At 57.9% G+C, this 17,469-nt stretch carries 15 protein-coding genes; 2 read left to right on the top strand and 13 right to left on the bottom strand.

Translation table 11 applies throughout. From position 1 onward, the window contains the following. Position 1: 1 nt before the first annotated feature. The 13 genes from wzyE to trxA all read right to left on the bottom strand — a co-directional run bounded on the left by wzyE (position 2) and on the right by trxA (position 14,447). Positions 2-1,369 (bottom strand): ECA oligosaccharide polymerase, encoded by a 1,368-nt coding sequence (wzyE, locus tag V8N38_RS00615; RefSeq protein WP_147840548.1) that lies wholly within the window; start codon positions 1,367-1,369, stop codon positions 2-4. Beyond that, positions 1,366-2,451 carry a TDP-N-acetylfucosamine:lipid II N-acetylfucosaminyltransferase gene (locus V8N38_RS00610; protein ID WP_033649866.1) on the bottom strand — a complete coding sequence of 362 codons (1,086 nt, stop codon included), beginning with the start codon at positions 2,449-2,451 and terminating at the stop codon, positions 1,366-1,368. Before V8N38_RS00610 ends, wzyE begins: the two co-directional genes overlap by 4 nt. Continuing rightward, complete coding sequence (gene wzxE / locus V8N38_RS00605; RefSeq protein WP_048232375.1) at positions 2,448-3,698, bottom strand: lipid III flippase WzxE; 1,251 nt, start codon at positions 3,696-3,698, stop codon at positions 2,448-2,450. Before wzxE ends, V8N38_RS00610 begins: the two co-directional genes overlap by 4 nt. A 1-nt stretch (position 3,699) precedes the next feature. Continuing rightward, on the bottom strand, positions 3,700-4,830 hold the full coding sequence (gene rffA, locus V8N38_RS00600) for a dTDP-4-amino-4,6-dideoxygalactose transaminase (RefSeq protein WP_147840547.1): 1,131 nt from the start codon (positions 4,828-4,830) through the stop codon (positions 3,700-3,702). After that, a complete protein-coding gene (gene rffC, locus V8N38_RS00595; protein ID WP_147840546.1) occupies positions 4,817-5,548 on the bottom strand; it encodes a dTDP-4-amino-4,6-dideoxy-D-galactose acyltransferase in 732 nt (243 codons plus the stop codon). Before rffC ends, rffA begins: the two co-directional genes overlap by 14 nt. After that, positions 5,526-6,407 (bottom strand): glucose-1-phosphate thymidylyltransferase RfbA, encoded by an 882-nt coding sequence (rfbA, locus tag V8N38_RS00590; protein ID WP_147840545.1) that lies wholly within the window; start codon positions 6,405-6,407, stop codon positions 5,526-5,528. The genes rffC and rfbA overlap by 23 nt, the downstream gene beginning before the upstream one ends. 48 nt (positions 6,408-6,455) lie before the next feature. Continuing rightward, the gene (gene rffG, locus V8N38_RS00585) at positions 6,456-7,523 is read right to left on the bottom strand and encodes a dTDP-glucose 4,6-dehydratase (RefSeq protein ID WP_147840544.1); all 1,068 of its coding nucleotides are present in this window, start codon (positions 7,521-7,523) and stop codon (positions 6,456-6,458) included. Then, complete coding sequence (gene wecC, locus V8N38_RS00580) at positions 7,520-8,782, bottom strand: UDP-N-acetyl-D-mannosamine dehydrogenase (RefSeq protein WP_147840543.1); 1,263 nt, start codon at positions 8,780-8,782, stop codon at positions 7,520-7,522. The genes rffG and wecC overlap by 4 nt, the downstream gene beginning before the upstream one ends. Further along, positions 8,779-9,909 carry a non-hydrolyzing UDP-N-acetylglucosamine 2-epimerase gene (wecB, locus tag V8N38_RS00575; RefSeq protein ID WP_147840542.1) on the bottom strand — a complete coding sequence of 377 codons (1,131 nt, stop codon included), beginning with the start codon at positions 9,907-9,909 and terminating at the stop codon, positions 8,779-8,781. The genes wecC and wecB overlap by 4 nt, the downstream gene beginning before the upstream one ends. A gap of 84 nt (positions 9,910-9,993) precedes the next feature. Continuing rightward, positions 9,994-11,046 (bottom strand): ECA polysaccharide chain length modulation protein, encoded by a 1,053-nt coding sequence (wzzE, locus tag V8N38_RS00570; RefSeq protein WP_084826287.1) that lies wholly within the window; start codon positions 11,044-11,046, stop codon positions 9,994-9,996. A gap of 20 nt (positions 11,047-11,066) precedes the next feature. Continuing rightward, the gene (gene wecA, locus V8N38_RS00565; protein ID WP_004934192.1) at positions 11,067-12,164 is read right to left on the bottom strand and encodes a UDP-N-acetylglucosamine--undecaprenyl-phosphate N-acetylglucosaminephosphotransferase; all 1,098 of its coding nucleotides are present in this window, start codon (positions 12,162-12,164) and stop codon (positions 11,067-11,069) included. A gap of 296 nt (positions 12,165-12,460) precedes the next feature. Next, positions 12,461-13,720 (bottom strand): transcription termination factor Rho, encoded by a 1,260-nt coding sequence (rho, locus tag V8N38_RS00560; RefSeq protein ID WP_004934188.1) that lies wholly within the window; start codon positions 13,718-13,720, stop codon positions 12,461-12,463. Positions 13,721-14,120: 400 nt separating this feature from the next. Further along, complete coding sequence (trxA, locus tag V8N38_RS00555) at positions 14,121-14,447, bottom strand: thioredoxin TrxA (protein ID WP_004934187.1); 327 nt, start codon at positions 14,445-14,447, stop codon at positions 14,121-14,123. Positions 14,448-14,578: 131 nt separating this feature from the next. On the opposite strand from trxA, the gene rhlB reads away from it, so the two are divergent. Both rhlB and ppx read left to right on the top strand, forming a co-directional pair. Beyond that, positions 14,579-15,865 (top strand): ATP-dependent RNA helicase RhlB, encoded by a 1,287-nt coding sequence (gene rhlB / locus V8N38_RS00550; RefSeq protein WP_060424233.1) that lies wholly within the window; start codon positions 14,579-14,581, stop codon positions 15,863-15,865. A 5-nt stretch (positions 15,866-15,870) separates the two neighbouring features. Then, positions 15,871-17,367: an exopolyphosphatase gene (ppx, locus tag V8N38_RS00545; RefSeq protein ID WP_047729463.1), complete on the top strand. Its 1,497-nt coding sequence runs from the start codon at positions 15,871-15,873 to the stop codon at positions 17,365-17,367. Positions 17,368-17,469: the final 102 nt, after the last annotated feature.

Genomic DNA, 17,469 nt, shown 5'->3' with positions numbered 1-17,469 from the left:
CTTACAAAAAACCGTTCGCCCGGGGCGGAGACGCCAGCGCGCGGGTGCGCGTCACTCTGGCCTTGATCAGCCCGGCGGTATCGAACAGCCAATACAGCAACTTCGCCAGCACCAAACAGGCGCCGAAAATAATGCAGAAGAACACCACGCGCGACACGAATGAATCCACCCCTTCGCGCGCCAACACGATGATGTTGAACACCGCGCCGAAGCAGAACCCCTGCAGAATGGCCGCCTTATAGCGGTTCGGCTCAGTTTTGCCCAACTCATACAACCAGTCGAACCACTTGATGATCATGCCCACCAGAATCGCGCCGAGCGGGATAAACAGCGCGCCGCCCATCACCACCAGCGAACCGATCAGCGTCGGCGAAATCGCCAGCCCGGAGTGATTGTTCAGCACTTCCCAGGTGAAATAGTTGGCCGAGTTCAGCACCACGTCCGGCCGGCCCGGCCATAGCCAGGTTGGAATAAAGACGTAGAAATCACGCACGATCGGCGCCAGGCCCTGGAAATCGATCTTGTCGTAATTTTGCAGCAGCAGCGCCAGGTTTTCCCACGGCGAGAAGGTATCGCGGGTCAGGTAGAGGAAGGTATAGAACGCTTCCGCGCCGCTGACGTCCAGGCTGTAGCGCTTCAACGCCAGCCAGAACATGCCGACTACGCCGAATATGCCCGCCGCCGCCAGCATCCACAGCGTGATCCAGCCGCGCACGATGCCGATAAACAGGAACAGCGCGAAGGCGATGATGATGTTGGCGCGGGTGCCGCCGACGATCACGTAGGTCAGAATACCGAACGCCACCGTCGCCACCAGGAACAAGAACCAGGCGCGCAGATCCTGCCGCAGGAAATAGACCACCAGCATCGCCGGAATGAAGAAGTAGAAGAACCGCTTGAGCGCCACGCCGGACACGTCGCTGGAGAAAATCTGGCTGTAGGAATTGAGCTTGAACAGCAGGAAGCCGTTCTGCATGAAGAAGATCCCAACGGTACCGATCGCCACCAATGCCAGCAGCACCCAGGTCATATGAGTCTCTACCCGGTTCATGGTAAACAGCGCCGTACGCGACTCTGTGCGGCGCTTGCGCAGCCGGGTCTTGTAGGTGACGTAATAGATGGCGTAAAACGCCGTCGCCGACAGCAGGGCGTACAGCAGAAACTCCACCGGCACCACCTCGACGTCAAACTGGAACACCAGCAGGCAGGTCAAAGGAAAACCGAAATAGAACGTCAGCAAATACAGCAGCGAAAAGAAGACGTTGAAGTTAAAGCGCACGCGCCGAAACTCCTGGTAGGTCAGCGTCAGAATAAACGTCAGGCTGACCAGATAGACGACAAACAGGCCGCCGAATTGCGCCAACGTCATGAGTGCTCTCCCGCCGCCAACGCCAGGGCTTGCTGCCAGCCGTCGACATAGTTCGGATTGAAGAAGGCGATCGCCTGTTTATCCACCGCCGCCAGCTGACGCTGCGCTTCGCGCACCACCGCCTCGTCCAGCGAATCGCCGTAGAACAGCACCGGCAGATGCTGTTCCGCCAAATCCTGCCAGAACGGGTTTTGCCGGCTGAGCACGAAAGGCACGCCGAACTGAATCAGCAGGCACAGGGTGCCAATCCCCTGCTGGCGATTGAAAATGAAATAGCCCAGATCGCAGGCGCGTAAAATATTGAGATAGTCCTCAAACGCCACCTGCTGCGTGAGCAGCTGCAGGTTTTTCTCGCCGAACAGCGGCAACCCGGCGGCGCGCACCTGCTCGATGTAGGCATCGTTGTTGGCCGGATAACCCATCGGCAGGATCACGCGCACGTCGGCGCCGAACTGCTGATGAATCGCCTGCAGCGCTTCGATATGCCGATTGCTGCGATCGCCGGAGTTGCCTACCAGAATCGTCATCGGCCCGGCCAGGTTTTTCTCGACGTGAACGTCGGTCAGCGCCGGATCCATGCGGGTCGGGAAGTACAGCAGCGAGGCCGGCACCCGCGCATGGCGCTGCTGGTAGTGAATCACGTCGCCGCGAGTAGCAAACACGTTCCCTACTCGCCCCTGCGCAATGCGGCGCAGCAGATAGAACAGCCGGAATTTCCAGCTGGTGGCGTCTTCATACAGATCGGCGCCCCAAATATGCCAACTGACCTGACGCGCCTTGATCTTGCCGCTCAGCAGCGCCAACCACAGCCCCGGATTGAACTGGCCGTGCAGAAAGAAGCGCGCATCGCGATCGGCCTGGGCACGGGCGATGACCGCCGCCGCCAGGCTTTTCTTGTCTGCGTAGGGCTCAATGTTCAGGGCGGGGAAATCACCCAGTGCCGCCACATCCTTGGCCGCCACCATAAAATGCCGCGTCTGCTCAGCCGGCAAACGCGGCGCCAGCACGTCGTTGAAGAAGCGCAGCACCGTCTGGTTATGATGCGGGATATCGGATCCCAGAACGTGAATCAGTGTGGTCATACTCGTCTACGATAAATAAGGAACACGCAGCTACAGAGCGCGAAATACACGATGTAGGTTGCCATATAGGCCTGAGCCGCCCCCAACGCGCCGTGCAGCGGGATCAGCCAGTGCGAGAACAGCGTCAGCAGCAGAAACTGGCTGACTTCCGTCAGGATATAGAAGCGCAGTGACGCTTTGGCGATCACCAGATAGCCGAACACATAGGCCCCGACTTTCAGCACGTCGCCCACCAGCTGCCAGGCAAACAGATCGCGCATGGCGACAAACTTGTCCGAGAACAGCAGCCAAATAGCGAAATCGCGCAGCACCCAAACCGTAAAGCTCGCTGCCGCTACCGCCGGCAGCACGAATTTCAGCGAACGCACGATCTCCCGTGAGATGGCGCCCTTGTCCGTCAGCCGCGACAGCGTCGGCAGCAAATAGACGGTAAACGAAGCGGTGATAAACTGCAGATAGGCATCGGAAATGCTGCTGACGCCCTGCCAAATCCCCACCTCATCCCAGCCGTAATGGGCGGCCAACAGGTTACGCATCATCACGTAGGCCACCGGCAGCGTCACCGACGTGATCAACGCCATGAGGGTGAATTTGCCGAGATTGCCGGCCACGAGTTTGTCCCAACGCGGCGCCAGATAGCGCAGCGGCAGCGTTTTGCGCCGCCACAGCATCAGCCCGGCAGGCAACACCACCAACGCCGGCACCAGCGCCAGCCCCGCCAGCGCGCCTTCATAACCACCCAGCTTAAAGCATAGGTAATAAGCCACCACGCCAATCAGGCTGCCGCCGATCACCGCCAGCGCATTGCCCATCGCATCGCGATAGCCTTTCAGCACCGCCATGAACAGGTTGGCGTAGGCGATGCCCATCTGAATGAAGGCGACGGCGCGCACCACATCGACGTAATCGGCATGCCCGAACAGCCCGATGCTGATCGGTTCGGCGGCGAACAGAAACACCAGCGCCAGCAAGGTCGAAAAACCCAGCACGATGCTCGACGCAGTGCCTACCGCCAGACGCAGACGCTGCGGATCCTGGTGGTACTCCGCCACGTATTTGGTGATGCCATTAAAAATGCCCGCGCCGGACAGCACGCCCAGCACGGTAATCAACTGGCGGAAGTTACCCGCCTGCCCCACCCCGCTGGGGCCAAACGCCACCGCCAGCAGCTTCACCACCAACAACCCCACGCCGATTTTGATCAGCGTGGAACCGGCGGTCCATATCGATGCTTTTGCCAGCGACATATCAGGCGAAGAAGCTCAGTATGCTATTGATAACCGTACGTTGATTAGCATCGGACATATTGTAGAACAGCGGCAAGCGCACCAGGCGCGCGCTTTCCTGTGTGGTGTAACGATCTTCACCGGCAAAGCGGCCAAAGCGTTCACCGGCCGGGCAATCATGCAGCGGGATATAGTGGAACACCGCCATGATTTCGGCTTCCTTCAGGTAGTCGATAAAGGCCGTGCGCTCTTCGATATCACGTAGCTTGATATAGAACATGTGCGCGTTATGCACGCAGTCGGCCGGGATTACCGGCAACTCGATGCGCCCTGACTGCGCCAACGGCAGGAAGCTGTCGTAGTACTTCTGCCACAGTGCCAAACGGCGCTGGTTGATGCGTTCCGCCACTTCCAGCTGGCCCCACAGGTAGGCGGCCTGCAGGTCAGACATCAGATAGCTGGAGCCGATGTCGCGCCAGGTATATTTGTCGACCTGACCACGGAAGAACTGGCTGCGGTTGGTGCCTTTCTCGCGGATGACTTCCGCCCGATCGACCAGAGCCGGATCGTTCACCAGCGTCGCACCACCTTCGCCGCCGGCGGTATAGTTTTTGGTTTCATGGAAGCTGAAACAGCCGATGTGGCCGATGGTGCCCAATGCCTTGCCTTTGTAGGTCGACATCACGCCCTGTGCGGCGTCTTCCACCACGAACAGGTTATATTTCTTCGCCAGCGCCATGATGGTATCCATCTCGCAGGCGACGCCGGCATAGTGCACCGGCACGATTGCGCGGGTTTTATCAGTGATCGCCGCTTCGATTTTGGTTTCATCGATGTTCATGGTATCCGGACGCAGGTCGACGAACACCACTTTGGCGCCGCGCAGCACAAAGGCGTTGGCGGTGGAAACGAAGGTAAAACTCGGCATGATCACTTCGTCACCCGGCTGTATATCCAGCAGGATGGCGGCCATTTCCAACGACGCGGTGCAGGAAGGCGTCAGCAACACCTTCGCGCTGCCGAAACGCTGTTCCATCCACTGCTGGCAGCGGCGGGTAAAGCCGCCGTCGCCGCATAGCTTGCCGCTGCCCATAGCAGCCTGCATATATTCCAGTTCAGTGCCAACAACCGGTGGAGCGTTAAATGGAATCATGTCTACCTCTGTATAACCAGTACGCGGTGCTTTCAATCACGGCACCCTGTCGTTGATAGAGTCGTAATGCGGCGATATTGCTTATCTGGGTCGCGACCCGCAGGCGCTGCATACTTTGACGCCGACATTCGGCGATCGCCACCGTCATCAGCCGAGTGCCAATGCCCCGGCCGGATACGCCGGGAAAAGCCGCCAGCAGACCGATACGCGTTTCCTGGCCGCCAATGTCACGCAGGCTGACAAAGCCTTCGGGTTGCCCCTGACTGTTCAATACCAACAAGCATTGATGATCAAAGGTACCCAGCACCGCTTTTTCGATCCAGGCCGCATAGAATCGCCCACTATCGGCGCGATCGTACCACGGTGCACGAAACCGGCTGGCGGCGAACACCTCACCGGCGGCAGCGCGCAATGACGGGATATCCTCGGGAACGGCCAGACGCACCGCAGCCGCCGAAGCGACATCGGCCGTCGTGCTTTCCGGCGCAACGTTCACTGCCAGGTCCACTTCCCCTTCGACCAACCGGAATCCCAGCGCCGACAGCGCATCGGCCCACTCCAGGCGGCAAGCGGGGATTTTGGCTTGCACCAATGCATAAGCGTTCAAATCAGCTTCAGCTACAGACGCCGCCGAGTTATCGAAATGTAACTTGGCGCTTTCCAAGTGGAAGAAGTCGCTCTCCCACTGCAGCGGTTCAATACTGGCGTGGACGCGCATGCAATAAATCCAGTAAATATTTGCCGTAACCGGTTTTGGCCAGTGTCTGAGCCGCACGTTTCACGCCCTCGTCATCCAGCCAGCCATTGCGCCAGGCGATCTCCTCAAGACAGGCGATTTTAAAGCCTTGACGTTTCTCGACCGTCTGTACGAAGCTGCTGGCTTCCAGTAAGCTGTCGTGCGTGCCGGTATCCAACCAGGCGAAACCGCGCCCCAGCAGCTCGACAGCCAACTCTCCGCGCTCAAGATACATCTGGTTGATGCTGGTGATTTCCAGCTCGCCGCGCTCAGAAGGTTTCACCTGTTTGGCAAACTCCACCACCTGGCTATCGTAGAAGTACAGGCCGGTCACCGCCCAGTTGGACTTCGGTTTAACTGGCTTTTCTTCGATCGACAGCGCGCGGAAGTGGTCGTCAAACTCCACCACGCCAAAGCGCTCGGGATCCATCACCTGATAGCCAAACACGGTCGCGCCGATGGTGCGCGCTGCAACGCTTTTCAGCTTGGGACTGAACCCCTGACCAAAGTAAATATTGTCACCCAATACCAGACAGCTCGGCTCACCGGCCAAAAATTCTTCGCCGATCAAAAATGCCTGAGCCAAGCCATCGGGACTTGGCTGTTCGGCATAGCTGAGATTAATGCCGAATGCTTCGCCGCTGCCCAAAAGCCTCTTGAATGAAGGCAGATCTTCCGGCGTGGAGATAATCAGAATGTCTTTGATTCCCGCCAGCATCAGTACCGACAACGGGTAATAGATCATCGGCTTGTCATAGATCGGCAGCAGTTGCTTGGACACGCCACGAGTAATCGGATGCAGACGCGTACCGGAACCGCCAGCCAGAATAATGCCTTTCATACAGACTCCAAAGCCCGCCGCGCCGGCACAAAGCGACGCGGCGTTAAATTAATCTGACAGCCCCAAACGCTCACCGGCATAAGAGCCGTCTTGCACCCGGCGCCACCAGGTTTCGTTGGCCAGATACCAGGCCACCGTCTTGCGAATGCCGCTTTCGAAGGTTTCCTGCGGCCGCCAGCCCAACTCACGATCGATTTTGCCGGCGTCGATGGCATAACGCATATCGTGGCCCGGGCGATCCTTCACGTAAGTGATCAGATCGCGGTAGTTCGCCACGCCCTGTGGCTTGTTCGGTGCCAGCTCTTCCAGCAGATCGCAAATGGTCTGCACCACTTCGATATTCTTGCGCTCGTTATGGCCACCGATATTGTAAGTTTCGCCCACCACGCCTTCGGTGACGACCTGATAGAGTGCGCGCGCGTGATCTTCGACATACAGCCAGTCACGCACCTGCGCGCCGTTACCGTATACCGGCAGCGGCTTACCGGCCACCGCATTCAGGATCACCAGCGGGATCAGCTTCTCCGGGAAGTGATAAGGGCCGTAGTTATTCGAACAGTTGGTCACGAGGGTCGGCAAACCGTAGGTGCGCAACCAAGCGCGCACCAGGTGATCGCTCGACGCCTTGGAGGCGGAATACGGACTGCTCGGCGCATACGGCGTGGTTTCGGTAAACAGATCGTCGGTACCGTGCAGGTCACCGTACACTTCATCGGTGGAGATATGATGGAAACGGAAAGACTGCTTCTTCTCCGCCGCCAACGGCTGCCAGTAGTGGCGCGCCGCTTCCAGCATAGTGTAAGTGCCAACCACGTTGGTTTCGATAAAGGCCGCCGGGCCGTCGATAGAGCGATCGACGTGGCTTTCCGCCGCCAGGTGCATCACCACGTCCGGCTGATACTGGGCAAACACCCGATCCAGCTCGGCGCGATCGCAGATGTCGACCTGCTCGAAAGCATAGCGCTCGCTCTCGGCCACCACCGCCAGAGACTCGAGGTTACCGGCATAGGTTAGCTTATCCACCACCACCACGCTGCAGTGGGTAGCCTCGATGATGTGCCGTACGACCGCGGAACCAATAAAACCGGCGCCACCGGTCACCAAGATACGCTTCAACGCCAGACTCCCTTGGTATCCACCACCCAACTTTGCCTGATCTCTTCCGGCCGGATGGCCTTGAACTGCTGGTGGTCGACCAACATCACGATCACATCGGCCTGCTGCAACGCCTCGGCAATGGTTTTCAACGCCACATGCCCCACCAGCGACTTCGGCAGCTGTTCGACGTTCGGTTCAACCGCCAGCGTTTCACCGACGTGCCATTCGGCAATCAGGTGTGTCACTTCTACCGCCGGGCTTTCACGCAAATCGTCGATATTCGGCTTGAAGGCCAGGCCGAAGCAGGCAATTTTCACTTCGGACGCGCGCTTGTCAGTGGCGGCCAGGCAATCGGCCACCGCCGCTTTCACCCGGTCGACCACCCACAGCGGTTTACCGTCGTTCACCAGGCGTGCGGTGTGGATCAGGCGCGCCTGCTGCGGGTTTTGCGCCACGATAAACCACGGATCGACGGCGATGCAGTGACCGCCGACGCCCGGCCCCGGCTGCAGAATATTCACGCGCGGATGGCGGTTCGCCAGGCGGATCAGTTCCCAGACGTTGATCCCCTGTTCGGCGCAAATCAACGACAATTCGTTGGCAAAGGCGATATTCACGTCGCGGAAGCTGTTTTCCGTCAGCTTGCACATCTCGGCAGTGCGCGAGTTGGTGATCACGCATTCGCCCTCGAGGAAAATCTTGTACAGCGCGCTGGCTCGTTCCGAGCACTTTGCCGTCATGCCGCCGATCACACGGTCGTTTTTAATCAGCTCTACTATCACCTGCCCCGGCAGTACGCGCTCCGGGCAGTAGGCGATATTCACGTCCGCCGCTTCGCCCGCTTGCTGCGGGAAACTGAGATCGCTGCGCGTTTCGGCCAACCATTCCGCCATCTGTTCAGTGGCACCCACCGGCGAGGTGGACTCGAGGATCACCAAATCGCCTTTTTTCAACACCGGCGCCAACGATTTCGCCGCCGCTTCGACATAGGCCAAATCCGGCTCATGATCGCCTTTGAACGGCGTAGGCACCGCGATCAAAAACGCGTCGGCCGGTTGCGGTTTGGTCACAGCCTGCAGGAAACCGCCATTGACGGCCTCCTTAACCACTTTGTCCAGATCCGGTTCGACAATATGGATCGCACCACGGTTAATGGTGTCTACCGCATGTTGGTTAACATCAACGCCCACCACTTTTTTCTTGCGGGAGGCAAAAGCCGCCGCCGTTGGCAAGCCGATATAACCTAGACCAATGACAGAAATAGTGTCAAAGCTCATAGTGCCACCTGATGATTCTTTAAGGCTTCGAGGATACGCTGGCAGGCATGTCCGTCACCGTATGGGTTATGCGCCCGGCTCATGGCTTGATATTCGCTTTCGTCCGTCAACAGCCGGGTCACCGCATCAACAATTTTGGCCACGTCGGTGCCGACGAGACGCACAGTGCCCGCATCCACCGCCTCCGGACGCTCGGTGGTGTCGCGCATCACCAGCACCGGTTTGCCTAACGACGGCGCTTCTTCCTGAATGCCGCCGGAATCGGTCAGGATCAGGTGCGCTTTGGTCATGAGATAAATAAACGGTAGATAATCCTGCGGTTCGATCAACATGATATTGTCGATGCCTTTCAGAATCCGATTTACCGGCTCACTGACGTTTGGATTGAGATGCACCGGATACACCACCTGTACGTCCGGGTGATTGCGGGCGATCTCCGCCAGCGCGCTGCAGATTCGCTCAAAGCCGCCGCCGAAACTTTCCCGGCGATGGCCGGTGACCAAGATCAGCTTCTTGTTAGCATCGAGGAACGGATAACGCTGCGCCAGGTTTCCCTGCAGCGCGGCATCGCTCATCACACGATCGCGCACCCAAAACAGCGCATCGATTACCGTATTGCCGGTCACGAAAATCTGATTATCCGGCAGTGTTTCGCGCAGCAAGTTTTGACGTGAATTTTCGGTTGGCGCGAAATGGAATTTCGCCAAATGCCCCGTCAGAGTTCGGTTGGCTTCTTCAGGCCAGGGAGAGTACAAATCGCCAGTACGCAACCCGGCCTCGACATGTCCAACAGGGATACGCTGATAAAATGCTGCCAGGCTGGTCGCCAGCGTGGTGGTGGTATCGCCGTGCACCAGCACCACGTCCGGTTTGAACTCTTCCAGCACCCCTTTCAGCCCTTCCAGGATGCGGCAGGTGATTTCCGTCAGCCCCTGGCCGGGTTTCATGATGTTCAGGTCGTAATCCGGAGTGATCTCAAACAACCGTAATACCTGATCCAACATCTCACGATGCTGTGCCGTTACGCAGACCCTTGCGTCAAAGGTCGCATCCTGAGCCAAAGCATGTACCAGCGGCGCCATTTTAATGGCTTCAGGTCTGGTGCCGAAAACAGTCAACACTTTCACAGAGAATCTCTTTTTGGTCAGTTAAGCGCAGGCGTACCTGCGAACCGAGCGCACTAAGCGCCCATCGGTAAGTTAAATCTATGATTAATTCGACGGCCGACGCGCCAAGGCAACACCCGCGCCAACCAAAGCGCCCATCGCACCCCACAGAATCAGCCAGAAGACCCGGCGTGGGCTGTCGCGTTTTACCGGCTCTTCCGGCGTACGCAAATAGCGATAGGTCTGGAACTTCTCATCCAACGTTGGGCCAACGTTCAGCGTCGCCAGCATCGCGCGGTTCTGATCGTAATCCAGGTCATAGGTCGGGCCGGAAGCCTGCAGGCCTTCCAGACGCGCCTGCAGCATTGGCCGGCCCAGCAGGAACAGATCCGAATCCGGCAGTTGCTCGGCCGGGGTGTCGGTTTGCGTGCGACTTATCCCCTGGCTCTCGGCGATTTTCAGCGCCTGCTGCGTGGTGTTCAGCTCACGCTTGTAAACCGACTCCGCCACCGCTTCCTGACGTTTGACCTGCGCCTTCATCGAGGTGGTGCGGGCGGCCCACGCTCCCTGGATCTCTTCGTTCAGGTGCAGGGCTGCGCGGTGGCTGGCGAAGGCCACGTATTGACGCAGCAGGCGGTTGGCGTCGGCGGCGGTTTCCGCCGTCAGCTTCACGCCGTCGTTCGGCACTTTCTTGTCGTCGCGCGGCGTGAACAGGATGTTGTTGATCAGCTCGTCGAGCAACGCCGCATCGGCGCGGGCATCCCCTTCCTGACGCTGCTTGTAGTAATCGCTCTGCAGCCAGAAATCGCGACGCGTATCGTAAGCCGCCAGTTGCATGATGAACTCATTGTACGCTTCGTCCGCGATGCTCGGCTGATCGCCGGCCGTCGCCGGCAGCGTACGCACGTCCAGATTACGCAGGAACTGCTGCTGCGAGTAGTAACCGCCCAGCGCATTCACCGTCGGTCTGTCAGTGATGGCGGTCGCGCTCCACTCTTGCTTAACCAGATAAGAGACGATCAGCGCGACCGCCGCGAACAGCACCGCAATGCCGATAATCCACGGTTTGCCGCGCCACAGGGTGCAGCACAGGCCGCGGATATCGAGTTCGTTATCCACCGCCGGGGTATGCTTGTCAGACGTTGTTTCTGGATTCATCACAGCCAAAAAGCCTCTGGTTAAGATACTTGCTTGTTATCGCTCGAACGCCGCAGGCGACGCTTGATACGCTTAATGTACCGCGCAACCCGCCAGGCGCGCTTGATGCAGTAACCGTACAGGAAGAAAGCAAGCAAGAATAATGCCAACATAACCCACTCTGGGATAAAAGTCAGGCGTTCGCCGATCACGCCAACCGCCGCCAGCAATGCGGCCGCCAGGGTGATCAACACGAAAGCCTGCCGCGGCGTAAAGCCGGCGCGCATGATCAGGTGGTGAATATGTTGACGATCGGGAGAGAAGGGGCTCATCCCCTTGCGTAAACGACGATACATGATTGCTATCATGTCCATCAGCGGAATAGCGATGATCCACAGCGCGGTCACCGGGTTAATCGAGTGTGCCTTTCCCTGCGAGCTTTGCAGCAGCAGCCAAATGGCGGTAAAGCCGATCAGGGTACTGCCGGCGTCCCCCATGAACACCTTATAACGGCGGCCAAGGATGCCGAGGTTGAGCAAAATATAGGGAACGATGGTGGCAATCATCGCAAAGCACCAGAACGCCAGCTCATGATGGCCGCTCAGGTACAGCAACAGGCCCAGCGCGCCGAAGGAGACGCACGACAAGCCCCCCAGCAGGCCATCGATGCCGTCGACCATGTTGAAGGCGTTGATCGCCGCCCATACCGCGAACAGCGTCACCAGATAGCCGAACGGCCCCAGCAGCATCTCCCAGTCGCCCAGCACATGGCCGAAGCTGCGCAGATAGAGGCCCGCGAACACCATCATGGCGATGCCGACCAACGCCTGCACCAGGGCGCGGATTTTAACGCTGATGTCGAAACGATCGTCGAGCGCGCCCACAAACACCAGAATGCCGGCGCAGGTAAGATAAAGCTTGGCGTGCGCGATAGGTTGTTCAGAAATCCAAAACGCGAAGCACAGCCCGGCATAAACGGAAATACCGCCGACCAGCGGAATCAGCCCCTGATGGCGTTTGCGATAATTGGGTTTATCTACCAGACCAATACGTTTTGCCGCCTTGCGGGCAACAAAGAGAAAAGCCAAAGAAAACAGGAAAACAAATAGAATTTCAGTACTCATAGTGAGTAAGTTCACAGTTAACAGATCTCTGTAGAAGATAAGGCAGCTTACCACGGGCAATAGCTTGTGCCATCGGCCCCCGCCACCTTTCGGTCATTTCCTATGACAACGGTGATTCATGCCTATTTTCTTCGCTTCGGCTGACAAAACGACAGCAGCAAAGCCGACCGGCGAGAAACCGACCGACAAACAAGATGAATTCTCAATAAGTCGAGGAAACAACTTACTTTTCCATTACTGCTACTTATCGTATCCGCCAAAAGCGAAAAACGCCACGACTAGGCGTGGCGTTCAGCGAATTTTTTAACGAATTATGAGCGTTTCATCATATCGAAGAATTCATCGTTGGTTTTAGTCATCGCCAACTTATTAATGAGGAACTCCATCGCGTCAATCTCACCCATCGGATGGATGATTTTGCGCAGGATCCACATTTTTTGCAGCTCTTCGGAGGTGGTGAGCAGCTCTTCTTTACGGGTACCGGAGCGGTTGTAATCGATCGCAGGGAATACGCGTTTCTCGGCGATTTTACGCGCCAGATGCAATTCCATGTTGCCGGTACCTTTAAATTCTTCGTAGATCACTTCGTCCATCTTCGAACCGGTATCAACCAGCGCGGTCGCGATGATGGTCAGGCTGCCGCCCTCTTCCACGTTACGTGCCGCACCGAAGAAACGCTTCGGACGATGCAGGGCGTTGGCATCCACACCACCGGTCAGCACCTTGCCTGAGGCCGGTACCACGGTGTTGTAGGCACGCGCCAGACGAGTGATGGAGTCGAGCAGAATGATCACGTCTTTTTTGTGTTCAACCAGGCGCTTGGCCTTCTCGATCACCATTTCGGCCACTTGCACGTGACGCGAAGCCGGTTCGTCGAAGGTCGATGCGATCACTTCGCCTTTCACCAGACGCTGCATCTCGGTCACTTCTTCCGGACGTTCGTCGATCAGCAGCACCATCAGCACGCAGTCAGGGTGGTTGTAGGCGATGCTCTGCGCAATGTTCTGCAGTAGCATGGTTTTACCGGCTTTCGGCGGTGCCACGATCAGGCCACGCTGGCCGCGGCCAATCGGCGCCGCCAGATCCAGTACGCGCGCCGTCAGGTCTTCGGTCGAACCGTTGCCGCGCTCCATCCGCAGACGGGAATTGGCGTGCAGCGGGGTCAAGTTCTCGAACAGGATCTTGCTGCGGGCGTTTTCCGGCTTGTCGTAGTTGACCTCGTTGACTTTCAACAGGGCAAAATAGCGCTCGCCTTCTTTTGGCGGACGAATCTTACCGGAAATGGTGTCACCTGTGCGGAGGTTGAAGCGGCGGATTTGGCTAGGGGATACATAGATGTCGTCGGGACCGGCGAGGTAGGAACTGTCTCCAGAGCGGAGGAAACCGAATCCATCCTGCAATATCTCGAGCACGCCGTCGCCGAAGATATCTTCTCCGCTTTTCGCATGTTGCTTCAGAATGGAGAAGATAATGTCCTGCTTGCGCATGCGGGCAAGGTTTTCCAGCCCCATATTTTCGCCGAGAGTAATCAGCTCAGAAACCGGCGTATTCTTTAATTCGGTAAGATTCATAGTGGTGGGTTCTTAAACTCGGGGTATGTCTCGAACTTGTATCGTGAATGGTATGGCAGCGAGATGCGTGCCTGTTTACTGGACGTTCGATCACCGGGCGCAGAGCCGTCGCGGTAAGAAATGGCTTACATCGGGCGCACGCATTGACGGTTGAAGATCGAAGGTACCTTAAAAATGATTTTTGCAAAACCGTTTGATTGCCAAAACACGGGCTGAGTTCAGTTTACTTTCAACGCCAGTGGTTCGACACAGAGTATAGCTTTAGATTCAAACTCTTTAGATTTAAAACTTCGGGCAAGTTCTATATGCAGTGTGGTTAAACTTAACACGCTTCTTGGCAGGCGTCTAGCGGTGAATTGAACATCACCGCCAGGCGCCTGATACTGGGCTTCCCGCCCGATTACAGATTCGCGTTCAGGAAATCTTTGAGCTGACCTTTGGACAACGCGCCAACCTTGGTCGCGGCCACTTCACCGTTCTTGAACAGCAACAGCGTAGGGATACCACGGATACCGTACTTAGGCGCGGTAGCCGGGTTCTGATCGATATTCAGCTTGGTGATGGTCAGTTTGCCTTCGAACTCTTCGGCAATCTCATCCAGAATCGGAGCAATCATCTTGCACGGCCCACACCATTCAGCCCAGAAATCGACCAGGATCGGCCCTTCCGCTTTCAGCACATCGGCTTCGAAGCTGCTGTCAGTCAGGTGAATAATTTTATCGCTCATGTTCTACTCCACAGGATTATGTCTACCTTGTTGGTGTAGCATTAACCAACTCAAGGTGATTTTATTGCACCGCGTTTATTTCAACGGATGTGCTTTCGTAAAGCAATAGTTAGCTGATATTCTACCACACTATGAGCAAAACACACTTGACCGAACAGAAGTTTTCCGACTTCGCCCTGCACCCGTTAGTCCTTGAAGCCCTTGAGAAAAAAGGGTTTCACAATTGCACGCCCATCCAGGCGTTAGCATTGCCGCTCACGCTCTCCGGGCGTGACGTTGCAGGTCAGGCGCAAACCGGTACCGGAAAGACGCTGGCGTTTTTGGCGTCTACTTTTCACTATTTGCTGACTCACCCGGCGAAACAGGATCGCCAGACCAATCAGCCGCGCGCCTTGATCATGGCGCCTACGCGTGAACTGGCGGTGCAAATCCACTCCGATGCAGAAGCGCTCTCCCAGAGCACCGGCCTGAAACTGGGCCTGGCCTACGGCGGCGACGGCTACGACAAACAGCTGAAAGTGCTGGAAAGCGGCGTGGACATTCTGATTGGCACCACCGGCCGTTTAATCGATTACACCAAACAGAACTATGTCGATCTCGGCGCGATGCAGGTCGTCGTGCTGGATGAAGCCGATCGCATGTACGATCTCGGCTTTATCAAAGACATCCGTTGGCTGTTCCGCCGTATGCCTACGGCCGATCAACGCCTGAACATGCTGTTCTCCGCCACCCTGTCCTATCGCGTACGCGAACTGGCCTTCGAGCAGATGAACAACGCCGAATATGTTGAAGTGGAACCGGAACAGAAAACCGGCCACCGCATTAAAGAAGAGCTGTTCTACCCGTCCAACGAAGAAAAAATGCGCCTGCTGCAGACGCTGATCGAAGAAGAGTGGCCGGATCGTGCCATCATCTTCGCCAACACCAAGCACCGCTGCGAAGACATCTGGGGCCATCTGGCCGCCGACGGTCACCGCGTCGGCCTGCTGACCGGTGACGTGGCGCAGAAAAAACGCCTGCGTATCCTCGACGACTTCACCAAGGGCAACCTCGATATCCTGGTCGCCACCGACGTCGCTGCGCGCGGCTTGCACATCCCTTCCGTCACGCACGTTTTCAACTACGATCTGCCTGACGACTGCGAAGACTACGTGCACCGCATCGGCCGTACCGGCCGCGCAGGCGCCAGCGGCCACTCCATCAGCCTGGCGTGTGAAGAGTACGCGCTCAACCTGCCGGCGATCGAGACCTATATCGACCACAGCATTCCGGTGAGCAAGTACAACAGCGATGCGCTGCTGACCGATTTGCCGGCGCCGAAGCGCCTGTCGCGTCCGCGCGGCGGCAACGGCCCACGTCGCAACTCCGCGCCTCGTCGCGGCGGCGCGCCGCGCAGCAACCGTAAACGTTCGAGCTGATCGCCATGCTCAGTTCCAGCACGCTTTATGCTGCCATCGATCTCGGCTCCAACAGCTTCCACATGTTGGTGGTGCGCGAGGTGGCCGGCAGCATTCAGACTCTGGCGCGGATCAAGCGCAAGGTGCGCCTGGCGGCCGGGCTGGATCAGAACAATCACCTGTCGCATGAGGCCATGCAACGCGGCTGGCAGTGCCTGCGGCTGTTCTCCGAACGCCTGCAGGACATTCCGCGCGAGCAGATCCGCGTCGTCGCCACCGCCACGCTGCGCCTGGCGTCCAACGCCGATGAGTTTCTGCAGGTCGCCGAGCAAATCCTCGGCTGCCCGGTGCAGGTGATCAGCGGCGAAGAAGAAGCGCGGCTGATTTATCACGGCGTTGCGCACACCACCGGCGGGCCGGATCGGCGGCTGGTCGTCGACATCGGCGGCGGCAGCACCGAACTGGTCACCGGCACCGGCGCACAGGCATCGCAGCTGTATAGCCTGTCGATGGGCTGCGTTACCTGGCTGGAACGCTATTTCAGCGATCGCAACCTTGGGCAAGAAAACTTCGAACGCGCCGAACAGGCCGCGCGCGAAATGGTGCGGCCGATCGCACCGCAGCTGCGCCAGCAAGGTTGGCAGATCTGCGTCGGCGCTTCCGGCACCGTGCAGGCGCTGCAGGAGATCATGGTGGCGCAAGGCATGGATGAACGCATCACCCTGCCCAAGCTGCGCCAGCTGAAACAGCGCGCTATTCAGTGCGGCAAGCTGGAAGAGCTGGAGATCGAAGGGTTGACGTTGGAGCGCGCACTGGTCTTCCCGAGCGGCCTGTCCATTCTGTTGGCCATCTTCCAGGAGCTGGGCATCGAGAGCATGATGCTGGCCGGCGGGGCGCTGCGTGAAGGCCTGGTTTACGGCATGCTGCATCTGCCGGTGGAGCAGGATATTCGCATCCGCACCATCCGCAACCTGCAGCGTCGCTACCTGATCGACACCGAGCAGGCCGAACGCGTCAGCCAACTCGCCGCCAACTTCTCGCAGCAGGTCGCCAACGAGTGGCAGCTGGATGCGCGATGTCGCGAGCTGTTGCACAGCGCCAGCCTGATCCACGAACTCGGCCTCAGCGTCGATTTCAAGCAGGCGCCGCAACACGCCGCTTACCTGATCCGCCACCTGGACTTACCCGGCTTTACCCCGGCGCAGAAAAAACTGCTGGCCACCCTGCTGCAAAACCAGAGCAACACCCTCGACCTGTCGCTGTTGAACCAGCAAAACGCCCTGCCGCCGCGCACTGCGCAGCGTCTGTGCCGCATTTTGCGCCTGGCGATCATCTTCGCCAGCCGCCGCCGCGATGACACGCTGCCGGCGGTGCGGTTACGCGCCAATCAGGACGACGAACTGACGGTGATCTTGCCGCCGGGTTGGCTGGAACAGCATCCGCTGCGCGCCGAGGCGCTGGAGCAGGAAAGCCACTGGCAGAGCTACGTCCATTGGACGCTGCGGTTGGAAGAACAGCGTTGAAATGACCAGGGCGCGATTCGCGCCTGAAGGTTAATGGCAAACCTGATGACATTGCCAGGTTTACAGAAGACAGCATATAAAAAATAAGGAAAATCAATTCAT

It is taken from the genome of Serratia nevei, assembly GCF_037948395.1.
GTDB lineage: Bacteria > Pseudomonadota > Gammaproteobacteria > Enterobacterales > Enterobacteriaceae > Serratia > Serratia nevei.
This window is presented reverse-complemented; position numbering and strand designations above follow the sequence as displayed.